Below are 15,019 nucleotides of genomic sequence, written 5' to 3' on the forward strand. Positions count from 1 at the left end.
CGCCGCTCCGCGCGGAGCCGCCTCGCCGGCCGCGCCCGTACACCCGCATGTCCCGCCTTTTCAGAACGAGCGGCCGACAGGCCCCGACCCGGAGGTGCGATCCCCGCATGCCCACGACGCCGTACGAGGAGACCGCCGACACCCGGCCCAGGGTGCGCCGCGACGTGCTGTTCACCGAGACGCCCAAGGGCGTGATCTTCCACAACGCCGACGGTGGCTTCCAGCTCAACTCCCCGTCCGCTTACAAGTACGTCACCCTCCTCGTCCCGCACATGGACGGGCGCCGGACCGTGGCCGAGATCTGCGCGGGCTTCAAGGATCCGCAGAAGGCGATGGTGGGCGGCCTGGTCAAGGCGCTGTACGCCCGCGGGTTCGCCCGGCCCGTACCGGACCCCGCGCAGCCGGGAGTCGGCGCGTCGGTGGAACCGGCGGTGGCCGCGCGCTTCGCGCAGCAGATCGCGTACATCGATCACTACACCGACGATGCCGAGAGCAGGTTCGCCGCGTTCCGCGGCACCCGCGTCGCCGTGCTCGGTGACGGCCCGGTCGCCCGCTGGTGCGCACTCTCCCTGATACGCAACGGCTGTGCCGCCGTCGGTGTGGAGACCGCACTGGCCGAAGGTCCCGCCACCGCCTCGGAGTTCGGCGCGCTCCGGGCCGAGGCGGAAGAGCTCACCGCGCAGGGCAGCCCCGCAGAGGTGGCGGTACTGCCCGACGCCGGATCCGGGGCCGCGGGCGACTGGAACGCGTACGACCGGTACGACGTGGTGGTGGCCGCGGGTGGTCGCGACGCGTTCCGGACCGCGATCGCCCTGCTCGGCCAGGGAGTTCCGGACGGCCGCTTCCTGCTCCCCGCCTGGACCTTCGGCGGCCGCGCGGTCGTCGGCCCGGTCGGCGAACCGGACTCGGCGGGATGTCTGGCCTGCGCGGCGCTGAGGCTGGGCGCGACAGGGGACGCGGCCGTCGCGGCCGACCTCTGGAGCGGCCTGGCCCTGGGGGATGGTGCGAGTGGACCCGCGCCGCGCGGCCCGCTCGCGGCGATGCTCGGCAATCTGCTCGGCTACGAGGTCTTCCGGCTGGTCACCAAGGCGCTGCCGGCCGAGACCCGAGGGCAGGTGCTGCTTCAGGACATGGCCTCCTTCGACGTCCTGGCGGAACGGCTGTTGCCCCATCCGCGCTGCCCGTTCTGCCCGGCCCGGTCCGGTGCTCCCGATCCCGTCGACCTGACCGAGGCCCCCGAGCGGCCCGCCTTCCAGCCGGTCGTCGCCGCCGCTCCGGACGACGGCGCGACCGAGGGGCCGCTCGCCGAGCTCGACCGTCGCTCGCTCGCGGTCCGCCCGTCCGTCGGCGTCTTCACCCGGTACACGGACGATCCGGTCACACAGACACCGCTGAAGGTCGGCGCCGTGGAGGTCGGACTGGGAGCGCCCGGACGGCGAACCGTGGTCGCCTTCGACGTCCAGCACACCGCCGGCGCCCGTCTGCGGGCCCTCAACGCCGCCGCCGAGGTCTACGCCGAGCGGGTCGTACCTGCCGTGCTCGCACCGGACGTGATCTCCCGAGCGGGACGGCCGGACGCCCCGCGAGCGGTGAACCCGGACGCGCTGACCACCGCCACCGGTGCCGGGGGTGATCCGGTGGCCTCCTGGGTCCTGGCCACATCGCTGCTGACCAAGGAGGAGACACGGGTGCCGGCCGGCGCCGTGCGGCCCTTCGGACCGGACAACCAGGACCGCCGGTTCGAGCCGTCCCGCGCCGGGGCGGGCGCCGGCGACGGCCTGCCGGCGGCCGCGGCCGCCGGCCTGCTGTCCGCGATCGCCCACGACGCGCTGCAGCGATCCGTACGAGGGGCCGGGCGCACAGTGGTGATCCCCCCGGCTGCGTTCGCCGACGTCCCCGAGGCGACCTTCCTGCTGCGTTCGGCCGGGCATCTGGGCCTCGACGTCGAACTCCTCGACCTCGGGGAGCAGGATCACACCGGGGTGTCCGTCGTGCTGGCCAGGACCCGGACCGCGGAATCGGGGGAAGAACCGGGCCGCTGGGCCACCGGCGTCGCCCTGGACCGGGCGGACGCGGCCACCGACGCCCTGCGCGACCTGCTCGGCGTGGTCCAACTCGCCGCGGAGGAGACGTGGGGCGCGCCCGACACCGGTGACCCGCTCCTTGCCGACCTCGACGCCTTCCTGATTCCGGTCACGGCACAGGGCGGCCCCACCGGATCGGCCACCGGCCCGTCCAGGGTGACGTGGACGGACGTGCTGGACCGGCTCGCCGCCACCGGGCGGGACGCCTTCGTGGTGCCCACGCACGCCGCCGACCTGCCGGCCGCCGGGATCCACACCGTACGGGTTCTGCTCACCAAGGCGGCCGGCGATGACCGTTGACCTCGTCGAGGCCGCCGACGAGACGGAGGAGCCACGGCGCGAGGCCTGCCGGCTCTTCGCCGAGGAGCTCCGTCACGCCCTGACGGAGCTGCCGTCGGAGCCGGGCCGCCGGCTCCCCGGCATCACCGTCTCCGCCCTCGGGGTACGGGACGCCTTCGCCACCCCGATCCGCACGGACGGCGCCGACCGGTCGACGCTTCCCGTGCACCTGTACGGCCGGCAGGCGATCGTCGGCCCCTGGCCGGCGAAGGGACGGGCCGGCTGCGCCGACTGTCTGCGGCGCCGCTGGCAGGGCGTGCGCTCGGTGGGGCTGCGGGAGGGCATCGAACTGCGCGGCGACACACGAGAGGCGGGGCCCTGGCCGTACCGCGTGCCGTTCGCCTCGCAGGCCGTCGCCGCCCTGATCGCCCGGCTCGCCGCCGCTCCGCGGGACGAGCGGCAGCCGTTCCCCGACGTTTGGCTGGTGGACCTGGAGCAACTGACCGTCCGTCACCATCCTCTGGTGCCCGAACCGGACTGCCCCCGGTGCGGCACACCGCAGCCGATGACCGCGGAGTCCGCCGCCCTCGTCCTGCGTCCCGCGCCGAAATACCGGCCGGGCGTCAGCAGGGTCCGGCCGGTGGACGCGTACGGCATCCAGGTGGACGCCTTCGCCAACCCCCACTGGGGCGCCGTCGGGCCGTCGGTGGTGTGCGACGTCACCTCGCCGACCACCTCGGCCACCGTGGGCTGCTTCTCCAGCCGCTCCGGGGACTATCTGCGGGAGACGTTCTGGGGCGGTCACGCCGACACGTACCACGCCAGCACCCGGATCGGTGTGCTGGAGGGCCTGGAGCGCTTCGCCGGGATGCGAGCCCGGGGCCGGGCCCTTCCCACGACCGCCTCCTTGGACGACCTCGGGCCGACCGCCGTCGACCCGCGCGAAACCGGTCTGTACACGGACGACTTCCACCGGGCCAACCCATGGGTGCCGCCCTTCGCCCCGGACCGTCCCGTCCCCTGGGTGTGGGGATGGTCGCTGCGGGACGCGCTGCCGCGCCCCGTTCCGGAGGTCCTCGCCTTCTACCACAAGCCCGGGATCGAGCACCGGTTCGTCCAGGAGAGCTCCAACGGCTGCGCCTCCGGGGGCAGCCTGGAGGAAGCCGTGCTCAGCGGCCTGATGGAGGTCCTGGAGCGGGACGCCTTCCTGCTCGCCTGGCACGGGATGCAGTCCCTCCCCGAGATCGACCCGGCGACCAGCGCCGACCCGCGCACCCGGGTCATGGTGGACCGGATGGCCATGTACGGGTACCGGGCCAGGTTCTTCGACACCCGGATCACCTTCCCGGTTCCCGTGGTCACCGCGGTCGCCGAGCGGTTCGACGGCGGCCCGGCCCGGATGTGCTTCGGGGCCGGGGCGTCCCTGGATCCGGAGGCGGCGCTCGCCGCGGCGCTGTGCGAGATCGCCACCGACTCCGTGCAGCTCCTCCAGCGCTTCCGGCGCGACGAGGCCGGATACCGCGCCATGGCCGAGGACTTCGAGAAGATCACCAGCCTCCACGACCATCCGCTGGTCTACGCGGTGCCGGAGATGGGCCGGCACGCCGACTTCCTGCTCCGCCCGTCCTCGCCCCCGGAACCGCTCGCGCGTGGACGGGTGGCCGATCTGCGATGGCCCCGCGCCGACGGCTCCGGTACGGACGTGCGGGACGACCTGATCGCCGCCGTGGACGCGGTGGCCTCCGCCGGCTTCGACGTGGTCGTCGTCGACCAGACCGTGCCCGAGCAGCGCGCGCTGGGTCTGCACACCGTGAAAGTGCTGGTGCCGGGGTTGCTCCCGCTCGACTTCGGCTGGACACGACAGCGTGCCCGGCACATGCCCCGGATGCGCACCGCGCTGCGTGAGGCGGGCCTGCGGCCGGGCGACCTGACCGAGGCCGACCTCAACCCCGGCCCGCACCCGTTCCCGTGACCGGCCGCCCGTCCGTACCGGCGCGAGCGCGCCACGAACCGAGGAAAGGGGGAACCCATGGGGTACGCCCATGAGTACGCGCACGCCATCCTGCACCGCGGCCGCGTGCCGATGGAACCCACCGACCATGTCGTGAACTGGGCCGACGGCCCGCGCAGGGGCAAGTACTACCCGAACGCCGAGACGTTCGCCCTGCCGGGCACCGAGGACCTCCCCGACGTACCGATCGCGCAGGGCCTGCTGCCGGGCGAGGGCAAGGATCCGGGCGCCGCCAGGCATCCCGGCGCCGCCAGGCATCAGGCCATCACCGCCGACGGCCCGCGCGGGTTCAGCCTTCCGCTGCTGTCGGCCATGCTCAAGGACTCGTACGGGCTGACCGGGCGCCGCCTCGGGATCCAGGCCAACACCGACCTGGCCGGGCTGCCGTTCTACACCCATGCGAACTGGTCGCGCGGCACCGCGGGCGGTGGCGGCCTCTACCCGGTGAGCGTCCACTGGGCGTCCGGCCCCTCCGGCCCCCTCACCCCCGGCCTCCACTACTACGACGTCCACCGGCACGCCCTGCAGCGGCTGTTGGCCGGCGATGTCACGGGCCGGGTCCGTGACGCCCTGGGCGCGGACGCGCCCGCCGAGGCCCTCGACACCGACCAGTACCTGATCCTCGGCGTCAAGTACTGGCAGAACTCCTTCAAGTACAACAGCTTCTCGTTCCACGTGGTCTCCACCGACCTCGGCACCCTGGTGCAGACCTGGCGGATCTGGGCCGCGGCCCGGGGACTGCGACTCGCCCCCGTGCTCTGGTTCGACGAACCCGCGCTGAACGAGTTGCTCGGCGTACCCGGCGAGGAGGAGGCGGTGTTCGCGGTCGTGCCGCTGCACTGGGACGGGCCGCGCCCCGGGCGCGCAGCATCTCAGGACGCCGCGTGCGCCTTCGGACCCGCAGCCTGTCGGGACGCTCCGCGCACGTGCCCCTGCCACCGCCCCACCGTCCGACATCGGGATGTCGAACGCTCCCGTACCCTGCTGGACTTCAGCACGCTGAGGGCCATGCACGAGGCGACCCTGGACGGCGCCACCTCCCGTCCCCTCCCCGGTGCGCTGGCCGCCGCGGCGGCCCTCCCGGACGACGGCGACGGAGTCCGCGTGGCTCTGACCGAGCCCGCCCTGCCCGGCACCGGCGTACGACGGGTTCTGCGCGACCGCCGTTCCAGCTTCGGCAGGTTCGACGCCCGGCGCCGGGTCTCCACCGGGGACCTGTCGTCGGTCCTGGCGGCCTGTGCCGAGACCCGACTCGCCGGGGACACCGATCCGTCCGGTGAGCTCCGGCTCGCCAGGCTCTACGCCTTCGTCAACCACGTCGAGGGCGTCGAGCAGGGCGCGTACGCCTACGACCCCGACCGCGGCGATCTGTGCCTGGTCGCCGCGGGCCCGCAGGGCTCGTTCCTCCAGGCGAACTATTTCCTGGCCAACTACAACCTGGAGCAGGCCGGCGCGGTCCTGGTGCCCACCGTGCGGACCACCGCCGTGCTGGACGCCGTGGGCGACCGTGGCTACCGGCTCGCCGTCGGCACGGCCGGAGCCGTCGCACAGAGCTTCTACCTGGCGGCCTCCGCGCTGGGCCTGGGCGCGGGTGTGGCCCTCGGCTTCGACAACGTCTCGTTCGTCGAGCGCCTCGGCCTCGCGGACGGCGACGAGGCCCCGCTGCTCATCATGGCCCTCGGTCACGAACGGCCCGGGCCCGCCGACTTCCACCACGAGATCGCCTGACGGCCTCGGAGGATCCCCCATGACACCCACAGAGTCCGGCGTCCCGGAGACCGGCGTGCAGCACCCCGGCGTCCCCGACACCGCCGTCGCGGGCGCCGGCACGGAGCCCGGGACCCACTGGGAGCCCGGCAGACGCTTCGTGCTCCGCGCGGCCGGTCTGCCCATCGAGACGGTTACCGGTCTGCGCTGCCCCGACACCCGCGGCTGGGCCGACGCCGTACTGGCCGAGGAGGAGCGGCTGACCTCCGCCGGAGCGGACCTCAGCGATCTGCTGCACGCCCTGGTCAAGTCGACCACCGGTCCCGGCGAGGGCCCGGACGACGCCGCGCTGCGCCGCGGCCTCCTCGACCTGCGGCGGCGGGTCTTCAACAACCGGCTGCCGGCCGACCCCGAGGCCGCCGTCCGTCTGGTGGCGGAGCTGGACCGGGAGGCCGGCGAGCGCACCGCCCGCTGGCTTCGGGACCGTGCGCGTCTCGGGGAGCTGATGGCCACCGGAGCCGAGTTGTTCGCCGGTGAACTCCAGGAGAGCCGAGGCGCGTTGCGCCGCGCGCTGGCCGAGGAGCGGCTGCGACGAGGCCTTCTGCTCGCCTCGCCCGCCCTGGACGGCCGACTGGACGCCTACCTGCGCGACACGAGCCCGCGGCCCGGCAACGGCCTGCGCAAGATCGAGCGTTCCGCCCTCACCTATCTGTACCGCACGGCCTGCAAGACCAGCCCCTTCAGCACCTTCACCGCCATCGGCCTCGCGGGCTTCGCGGGTGACCCCGCGGACGACGGGGCCGCGTTGGAGGTCGGCGGGGAGTGGGTGAGCCACGTACGGCTCAACGTCGTGGTGCTGCGCCGGCTGACCGAGCTGATCACCGCCGACCACGAACGCCGCCAGGACCTGCCGGTGGTCCTCTCTCCGGGCTGGAAACGGGACGCCGATCGCATCCGCTACGTACGCCATGTGACGACCACGGGCGACGACAGCGCCGCCGTCACCTTCGACGCGGTCCGCGACCGGCTGTTCTTCCTGGGCAGCAGCGGCACCCTGGACCGGCTCCTGGAATGGCTCGGCGGCCACGACGGCGTGGTGCGCCACCGGGACCTGGTGGACTGGCTGGAGACGGAGCACCGGACCGGACGGGACGAGTGCGAGCGGTACGCGTCGGCCCTGCTGAACGTCGGCATGGTGCAGGTTCCCGCGCTCCGTACGGACGTGCACAGCCGCGACCCGCTGCGGTCCTACCAGGACGCCCTGCGCTCCCTCGGGGCGCCGTGGGCCGACCGGCTCGTCGACCTCCTCGACGGACCGGCCGCCTGCCTCGCCCGCTACCCCGAGGCCGACGTCGACGAGAGCCGCACCCTGCTGAGCACCCTGCGTGGTCAACTCCAGGACGTGCAGCGGGAACTGGGGGCGGCCGAGCCGACCCTTCCGCAGACCTTGCTGTACGAGGACGTCAGCACGGGTGACGACCTGGTCTGCGGACCCGCCGTGCTGAACGGGGAGACCGGCCGGGCGCTCCGGGCCGTCGAGGGCGTCCTGCCGCTCTTCGACCTGACGCTCCCTCAACGCATCACCCTGCTCGGCTTCTTCGTCGCCCGGTACGGCCGGGGCGGCCGCTGCGACGACCTGCTGGGCCTGGTCCACGACTTCCACGAGGACTTCTTCGACCAGTACGTGTCCTTCACCTCCAAGCGCGCCTCCTTCGACGCGGACGGCGCGTACGTACCCGAGGAGAACTGGCTCGGGCAGAGCGAGATGAAGGCCCTCGACCGAGCCCGAAGGTATTTCCACGGCGGTATGCGAGCCCTGTGGGAGCAGCACGGAGCGAAGGATGCCGAGGAGGTCGAACTGGCCGGTGACCTGCTCACCGGAACGGCCGCCGAACTCGCCTCGCTCGCGGGCCGCTTCGTCCCGCAGAGCCACCATCTCCAGCTCTCCCGGCCCGACGGAGGACGGCAGCTCGTCGTCCTCAACAAGTCCTACGGCGGACTGGCCTTCCCCTTCAGCCGGTTCACCCACCTCTACGACGGCACCGGACCGGACACGGACACCGCGTCACCCGGCTTCTCCGACGCCCTGCGCGAGGAGATCGCGGACCGTAGGCCGGACGGCGCCGTCTTCGCGGAAGTCACCGGAGGGCCGGTCACCAGCAACCTGAACCTGCACGGCCGGCTCACCGACCACCGGATCGTCTGTCCGGGCGAGGCCGGCGCCGCGCCCGAAGAGGCCCTCATCCACCTCGACGACCTCTACGTCGAACACGACGAGTCGGCCGGCCGTCTGGTGCTCCGCTCCCGCCGCCTCGACCGTGAGGTCGTGCCGGTCTACCTCGGCTATCTCGTGCCGATCGCGCTGCCCGCCATCCCGCGCACCCTGCTGCTGCTCTCCCCGTCCACCATGGCCCCCTTCGACGTATGGGCGGGAGTGCCCGAGGGCGAGGCGGAGGACGGGGTCACCCGCAGGCCGCGGGTCCGCCACGGAAACGTGGTGGTGGGCCGGCGCAGCTGGACCGCGCTCGCCGAGGTCCTGCCGGCACCCCGTCCCGGCACGGGGGAGGAGGAGTACTACCTGGACTGGCAGCGCTGGCGGCGCGCCCACGGGCTGCCCGACCGCTGCTTCGCCACGGTCTCCCACCCGGGCCGGGGCCCGATCGGAGCCAAGCCGCTCTACGTCGATTTCGACAGTCCGCTCTCCCTGTCCGCCCTCGACGCCCTCGTGGAGCGGAAGCCGGGCACCCGGGTGGCCTTCCAGGAAATGCTCCCCGCCGAGGACGGGCTCCACGTCACCTCGCGGCGGGGCCGGCACGTGGCCGAACTCTCCGTGGAGACCTTCACCACCCGCCATGTCCCGCAGTCCGGCCAGGAGGTCGCACCGTCATGCCCGAACTGACCGAGCCCGCGGCCTTCCGGGCGACCCCGGAAGGCACCGAACCCTCGCCCTGGCTGGCGCTGCACATCTTCTACGCCGCCAACCCCCAGCCGCTGCTCGTCGACTGCGTCCGTCCGCTGGTCGACCGGCTCACCGAGGACGGTCTGCTGTCGGGGCACTTCTTCATCACCTACTGGCTGGAGGGGCCGCACGTGCGGCTGCGCCTCCGCCCGAGCGGCCCCGGCGCCGAGGCCGAGGTGCGTCGGCGCGCCGAGGAGGCCATCAACGGCTTTCTCAAGACCCGCCCGGCCCTCTACGAGGTCGACTCCGGTTTCCTGAAGGACTTCTACAACGCCCTCTTCGACATCGAGTTCCCCGGCGAGGACCGCGCCAGGTACATGGGCGCGGACGGCCGGATGAACCTCAGGCCCAACAACTCCTTCTCCTACGAGGTCTACGCCCCCGAGTACGCCAAGTACGGCGGACCGGCCGGTGTGGACCTCGCCGAATGGCATTTCCGGCACTCCAGCGACCTGGTCCTGGAGGCGTACCGGAGCATGAATCTCCATCTGCGGACGGTACTGCTCGGGACGTCCGCCCAGCTGATGATGGTGATGGCGAGCTGCTTCCTGCCCGAGGAGGAGCGGCTCGCGGAGTACCTCGACTCGTACTACGCCTTCTGGCACCGGCTGTTCCCGGGGACCGGCTTCATCGGATCCGCCGAGTACGAGCAGACCTACGAGCGCATGGCGCCCTCCCTCGGCAGCCGGTTCGCCCAGCTCAGGCAGGCGGTCACGAGCCGCGACCTGGCCCGGCTCCCGGCGTTCCTGCGCGGCTGGGCCGAGCACTGCCTGGAACTGCGCGAGCGGGTGGTGGATCTCACCGATCGCGGCGAACTCGCCTTCCCGGCCTGGGAAGGCCCGGCCCGTGAGGACACCGGCCAGGAGCGCGCCGAGGATCCCGACGCGGCTCCCCTGGTGACCGTGACCCATGCGCCGGCGGTGTTGCCCCGGCTGCTTTCGCCGTACATGCACATGACCAACAACCGGCTGCATGTGACGATCCGGGACGAGGCGTACCTGGCGTTCGTTCTGGGCCGGGTGCTGCGTGAGCGGCCGGGTGACGGACCGCGGGAGGACTCATGAGCGCCACGGAGCACGCCGGCCGTGCCGCCGCGGCCCGCGCCTACCGGCCCGCGCTGCGGCCGGGTGTGCTGATCGGCCCGCCCGTGCTGCGCGGGCCGCGCACCGTGCACCTCATCAAACACCCGGTCAGCGGCGCCACGTTCGAGGTCGGCCCCAAGGAGCACTTCGTCATCAGCAGGCTCGACGGCACCCGGAACCTCGACGACGTCGTGTCCGAGTACGCGGCCCGCTTCCACCTCAGGCTCCCCGAGGAGCAGTGGACCCGGCTGCTCGGCCTGCTCGGCACCCGGGGACTCCTGGCCGGCTCCCCGGACCCCGCGCCGCCCGAGCCACCGCCCGCCCGCACCGGCACCTTCTGGAAGGGCAGCCGACGGACCGTCGCGGACGCGCACAGGACCGCGGGACGCCTCCACCGGCTGCTGTCGCCAGTGCTCCGCCCATGGGCGCAACTACCATTGGTGGTCGCTGAGTTGGTGATGATCGGCACTGTACTGGCGGATCCGGTGACCTTCCTCGGCGGCACCCTCGACCTGCTGACCCGCCCCCTCGCGCTGATCCCCTTCGCGGTCTTCCTCTGGTTCAGCATCTGCCTGCACGAACTCGCTCACGGCATCGCCGCCCGGCACTACGGCGGTGTGGTGACCGAGATCGGGCTGCGCTGGCGGTTTCCGGCGCTGATGATGTACTGCACGGTCGACAACTACCTGTTCCTCCCCGGCCTGCGATCCAAGTCGGTCGTGGCCGCCGCCGGCGCACACGTCAACTTCGTGCTCCTGCTGCCCTTCGCGCTCTGGTGGGCGCTCCTGGAGCAGGCGGACCCCATCCGCCCGCCGCTCGCCGGAGTGCTCTTCATCGGCATCGTGCAGGCCCTGAGCAACCTGGTGCCGCTGCCGCCGCTGGACGGGTACCGCATCCTCGGTCACGCCCTGGGCACCGCCAACCTCGCCCCGGAGACCTGGACCTACGTGGCGCTGCGGCGGCAGGGGCGGGAGGCGGTCGCCGCGTATCCGCGGCGGGCCCGCCGCATCCACACCTCCTACGCCGTCACGGCGGTCGCCCTGGTGCTGCTCGCGGTGGCCGGAAGCTGCACGGCCGTCCTCCTGCTGCTCCTCCGATGACCTCGACCTCCCGACTCGACGGCGAAAGATCACGCAACTCATGAATGAGGTACCCGTATGAGCTCCACCGCCCCCCTCGCAGATCCCGGAGCCCAACCGGCCGTCGCGGTCGGCGACGTGACCAAGACCTATGGCGACCGCAGGGCCGTCGACGGGGTCACCCTGACCATCCGGCGTGGCGAGTTCTTCGGCCTGCTCGGCCCCAACGGCGCCGGAAAGTCCACCCTGGTGGAGATCATGGAAGGGCTGCGCAAGGCCGACTCCGGCACGGTCACGGTCTTCGGCGAGTCGCCCTGGCCGCGCAACACCGCTCTGCTGCCGCGCATGGGTGTGCAGACCCAGTCCTCGGCCTTCTTCGTACGGCAGACCGTCCACGAGCACCTGCGCACCGTCGCGGCGCTGTTCGGCGCCGACCGCGCGGCCGTCGACGCGACCCTCGGCGCCGTGGGCCTCGACGGGCAGCACGACGTCCGGGTCGACAACCTCTCCGGCGGCCAGCGGCAGCGGCTCGCCATCGCCTCGGCCCTGGTCCACGGACCCGAGTTGATCTTCCTCGACGAGCCGACCGCCTCGCTCGACCCGGAAGGCCGCCGCGACCTGTGGGAGGTCCTGCGGGGTCTCAAGGCGGAGGGCCGGACCATCGTCTACACCACCCATCACCTCGACGAGGCGGAGGCGCTCTGCGACCGCGTCGGCATCCTGGTGGCAGGCCGTCTCGTCGTCACCGACGAACCGCAGCACCTGATCCGGACCTTCGGCGCCAGTAGCCGACTGCTGGTGCCGCTCGGCCGGATCGACGAGGAGCGGGCCCGGTCCCTGCCCGGCGTGGACGGCGTCTCGGTGCAGGGCGGACACCTCGTCCTGGAGACCCGCGCCACCGGCCGGGTGCTCGCCGCCCTCGACGCCGTGACCGGTCTGGACGGCGTGCAGACCCGCACTCCCAGCCTCGAGGACGTCTACCTCGAACTCACCGCCCGGCGGACCCCCCTCGCCCCGAACAACCAGGAGCAGCAGGCATGAGCGCCTACTCCGCCCTGACCGCAGCGGGTTACCGCGCCCAGGTCCGGGACAAGACGACCGTCTTCTTCACCTTCGCCTTCCCGCTGATCTTCCTCGTCGTCTTCGGGCTCGTCTTCCGCGGCCGGGCCGTCGAGGAGAGCGGCTTCTCGTACCTCTCCTACACGGCCTCGGGAGTGCTCTCCTGGGGCGTCGCGAATGCCGCCGTGTTCGGTATCGGGTTCACGCTGATGCAGTGGCGCGCGGACGACATCCTCCGGATGATCCGCATGTCGCCGGCCCCGCTGTCCTCCGTCATCGGGTCCCGCTACGTCCTGGCCCTGGGCGTGGGGTTCGTCCAGTCGGTGCTGTTCGTCGGCGTGGCGATGCTTCCCGGCTTCGGCCTCGTGCCCGCGTCCCGGTGGCCCCTGCTGATACCCGTCATGCTGCTCGGCATCACGACCTTCCTGCTGCTCGGGGTGATCATCGGCAGCATCGCCGACACCCCGGAGTCGGTCGCCGGCATCGCCAACTTCCTGATGCTGCCCATGGCCTTCCTGTCCGGGTCGTTCTTCCCCCTGGACTCCATGCCCGAGTGGCTGCAGCGCGTCTCGCTGATCCTGCCGCTGCGCTATCTCAACGACGCGGTGTCGGCCGCCCTGACGGGTCGGGGCGACCTCTCCGACATCGGCGTCGGGTGTGCCGGGCTCGTCGCCTTCGCCGTCGTCTTCGGGGCGGTCGCGGCGCGCACCTTCCGCTGGACGAAGACCTCATGAGCACCGCCACCCGGCTGCTCCCGCATCCGATGGAGGAGGCCCGCGACGCCCTCCAGACCTTCCTGGAGGGCCACTTCGGGGCCGACGCCCCACGGGTCGTGCCGGTCGGCGCCGTCGGCGCGCGGGGCGCGGCCACCGAAGCACCGGACCCCTGGGGTGCGGACCGTCCGACGGCGCTGGTCCACCTCAGCGCCTCGGCGGTCCTGCTCGGGCCCTGGGGAGGAGACGGCAGCGCACCCGCCTGCGGCCGCTGTCTCGCCCTGCGATGGCAGCGGCTGCGCAGCCGCAGCGAGCGCAACGCCCTGGAGACCGGCGGCCTCGACGGGCCCCGCCCGGCCGGGGCCTGGCCGCTGCTCACCCCTCACGTCCACGACACCGTGGCCGCGCTGTGCGAGGCCCTGCTGCGCGGGCCCCGCCCGGTGCCGCCGGCCGAGCACCCGGCGGACCGCGCCCTGCCCCAGGTGACGCGGCTCGACCTGGCGAACCTCCTGATCAGGACGTATCCACTGCTCGCCGACCCGCTCTGCCCGGACTGCGGTCCGCGAGCCCGGGCCCAGGCGCCGGACGACGTGCGCGCGCTCACCCTCGTACCGCGTCCCAAACCGGACCCCGGCACCTACCGGCTGCGCTCGGCCTTCGCCTACCCGCTCCCCGTCGACGCCCTCGCCAATCCCGTCTGCGGCGCCCTGGGGGCCGGTACCTGGACCGACGTCACCTCGTCCACCACCGCTCCGGTGGCCGGCAGCGCGTTCGTGCGTGGATACGCGGGGCTCCACGACGTCACCTGGAGCGGTCAGGAGAACTCGTTCGCCACCAGCCGCCGGCTCGCGTTCCTCGAGGGTCTGGAGCGGTACGCGGGCACCCACCGGCGCGGCGGCCACGCGCCGGTCGTCGGCTCGTACGACGAACTGAAGGCCCGGGCGATCGACCCGGCCGTGTGCGGCCTCTACGGCCCGGAGACCTACCGGGACGACCCGATGGTCAGGCCCTTCGACCCCGGCCGGCCCCTCCCCTGGGAGTGGGGCTGGTCGCTGCGCGACGAGCGCCCGGTGCTCGTACCGTCGCGGCTGGTCTACTACAGCATCCCGCTCGCCGACGACGACTTCGTCTTCGAGTGCTCCAACGGCTGTGCCATCGGTGGCTGCCTGGAGGAGGCGGTACTCGGCGGGCTGCTCGAACTCGTCGAGCGCGACTCCTTCCTGAACGGCTGGTACGGCGCGGTCCTGCTGCCCCGGATCGACCTGGCGTCTGTCGGCAGTCCCACCGCCGCCGCCATGGTCGAGCGGGCCGCCCTGCAGGGTTACGACGTGCACGCCTTCGACAACCGGATCGACATGGCGATCCCGGCCGTGACCGTGGTCGGCGTGCGCAGGGACGGGGGCCCGGGCACCTTGTCCTTCGCGGCCGCGGCCTCCTTGGACCCGAGGTCCGCGGTCGAGGGGGCACTGTCCGAGGTCCTGAGCTACATCCCGCACCTGGCCCGGCAGACCGCCGAACGCCGCGCCGAACTGGAGGCCATGGCCGACGACTTCGCCCTGGTGCGTCATCTGAAGGACCATCCCCAGCTCTACGGTCTGCCCCGCATGGCCGAGCACGCGCGGGGCTACCTGGAGCAGTCGGAGGCCCGCCCCTTCGACGAGGTGTACCGGGACTGGGAGAGCCACGGCCGCCCCCGCACCGGCGACCTGCGGGACGACGTCGCCGTGGTCGGGGACGAGCTGGTCCGGGCCGGCCATGACGTCATCGTCGTCGACCAGACCTCACCCGAGCAGGAACGGATGGGGCTGCGGACGGTCGCCACGGTCGTGCCGGGGCTGCTGCCGATCGACTTCGGCTGGAACCGGCAGCGCGCCCTGCTGATGCCGCGGCTGCGCACCGCGCCACGACGCGGCGGACACCGGGACCGCGACCTCACCGACGCGGAGATCCGCCGGGCTCCGCATCCCTTCCCCTGATCCCGCCCGCGTCCCTGATCCCACACCGGATCCCCAGAACCACCGGATCCCCAGAACCCACGCCACCCGG

At 72.9% G+C, this 15,019-nt stretch carries 9 protein-coding genes; all 9 read left to right on the plus strand.

Annotation, left to right across the window (positions count from 1 at the left end; all coding sequences use genetic code 11):
• Nucleotides 1-107: 107 nt before the first annotated feature.
• The 9 genes from ACFC0D_RS06785 to ACFC0D_RS06825 are packed head-to-tail and all read left to right on the plus strand — an operon-like array spanning nucleotide 108 to nucleotide 14,949.
• On the plus strand, nucleotides 108-2,384 hold the full coding sequence (locus ACFC0D_RS06785; RefSeq protein ID WP_376431804.1) for a TOMM precursor leader peptide-binding protein: 2,277 nt from the start codon (nucleotides 108-110) through the stop codon (nucleotides 2,382-2,384).
• Nucleotides 2,374-4,335 (plus strand): TOMM precursor leader peptide-binding protein, encoded by a 1,962-nt coding sequence (locus ACFC0D_RS06790; RefSeq protein ID WP_376431806.1) that lies wholly within the window; start codon nucleotides 2,374-2,376, stop codon nucleotides 4,333-4,335. Before ACFC0D_RS06785 ends, ACFC0D_RS06790 begins: the two co-directional genes overlap by 11 nt.
• Nucleotides 4,336-4,392: 57 nt before the next feature.
• Nucleotides 4,393-6,102 (plus strand): nitroreductase family protein, encoded by a 1,710-nt coding sequence (locus ACFC0D_RS06795; protein ID WP_376431808.1) that lies wholly within the window; start codon nucleotides 4,393-4,395, stop codon nucleotides 6,100-6,102.
• A gap of 19 nt (nucleotides 6,103-6,121) precedes the next feature.
• Nucleotides 6,122-8,980 (plus strand): lantibiotic dehydratase, encoded by a 2,859-nt coding sequence (locus ACFC0D_RS06800; RefSeq protein ID WP_376431810.1) that lies wholly within the window; start codon nucleotides 6,122-6,124, stop codon nucleotides 8,978-8,980.
• A complete protein-coding gene (locus ACFC0D_RS06805; RefSeq protein WP_376431813.1) occupies nucleotides 8,968-10,104 on the plus strand; it encodes a lantibiotic dehydratase C-terminal domain-containing protein in 1,137 nt (378 codons plus the stop codon). The genes ACFC0D_RS06800 and ACFC0D_RS06805 overlap by 13 nt, the downstream gene beginning before the upstream one ends.
• Nucleotides 10,101-11,222 (plus strand): metalloprotease, encoded by a 1,122-nt coding sequence (locus ACFC0D_RS06810; protein ID WP_376431815.1) that lies wholly within the window; start codon nucleotides 10,101-10,103, stop codon nucleotides 11,220-11,222. Before ACFC0D_RS06805 ends, ACFC0D_RS06810 begins: the two co-directional genes overlap by 4 nt.
• Nucleotides 11,223-11,279: 57 nt before the next feature.
• On the plus strand, nucleotides 11,280-12,242 hold the full coding sequence (locus ACFC0D_RS06815; RefSeq protein WP_376431817.1) for an ATP-binding cassette domain-containing protein: 963 nt from the start codon (nucleotides 11,280-11,282) through the stop codon (nucleotides 12,240-12,242).
• Nucleotides 12,239-12,994 (plus strand): ABC transporter permease, encoded by a 756-nt coding sequence (locus ACFC0D_RS06820; protein WP_376431819.1) that lies wholly within the window; start codon nucleotides 12,239-12,241, stop codon nucleotides 12,992-12,994. Before ACFC0D_RS06815 ends, ACFC0D_RS06820 begins: the two co-directional genes overlap by 4 nt.
• Nucleotides 12,991-14,949, plus strand: coding sequence for a TOMM precursor leader peptide-binding protein (locus ACFC0D_RS06825; RefSeq protein ID WP_376431821.1), 1,959 nt, complete (start codon nucleotides 12,991-12,993; stop codon nucleotides 14,947-14,949). The genes ACFC0D_RS06820 and ACFC0D_RS06825 overlap by 4 nt, the downstream gene beginning before the upstream one ends.
• The last annotated feature ends 70 nt before the right edge of the window (nucleotides 14,950-15,019 follow it).

Source organism: Streptomyces sp. NPDC056222 (assembly GCF_042264065.1).
In the GTDB taxonomy this organism is placed as follows: Bacteria; Actinomycetota; Actinomycetes; order Streptomycetales; family Streptomycetaceae; genus Streptomyces.

What these genes read in the sequence shown, in the direction of transcription:
- ACFC0D_RS06785 (WP_376431804.1), top strand. Translation starts at nt 108, where the DNA reads ATGCCCACGACGCCGTACGAGGAGACCGCCGACACCCGGCCCAGGGTG.
- ACFC0D_RS06790 (WP_376431806.1), top strand. Translation starts at nt 2,374, where the DNA reads ATGACCGTTGACCTCGTCGAGGCCGCCGACGAGACGGAGGAGCCACGG.
- ACFC0D_RS06795 (WP_376431808.1), top strand. Translation starts at nt 4,393, where the DNA reads ATGGGGTACGCCCATGAGTACGCGCACGCCATCCTGCACCGCGGCCGC.
- ACFC0D_RS06800 (WP_376431810.1), top strand. Translation starts at nt 6,122, where the DNA reads ATGACACCCACAGAGTCCGGCGTCCCGGAGACCGGCGTGCAGCACCCC.
- ACFC0D_RS06805 (WP_376431813.1), top strand. Translation starts at nt 8,968, where the DNA reads ATGCCCGAACTGACCGAGCCCGCGGCCTTCCGGGCGACCCCGGAAGGC.
- ACFC0D_RS06810 (WP_376431815.1), top strand. Translation starts at nt 10,101, where the DNA reads ATGAGCGCCACGGAGCACGCCGGCCGTGCCGCCGCGGCCCGCGCCTAC.
- ACFC0D_RS06815 (WP_376431817.1), top strand. Translation starts at nt 11,280, where the DNA reads ATGAGCTCCACCGCCCCCCTCGCAGATCCCGGAGCCCAACCGGCCGTC.
- ACFC0D_RS06820 (WP_376431819.1), top strand. Translation starts at nt 12,239, where the DNA reads ATGAGCGCCTACTCCGCCCTGACCGCAGCGGGTTACCGCGCCCAGGTC.
- ACFC0D_RS06825 (WP_376431821.1), top strand. Translation starts at nt 12,991, where the DNA reads ATGAGCACCGCCACCCGGCTGCTCCCGCATCCGATGGAGGAGGCCCGC.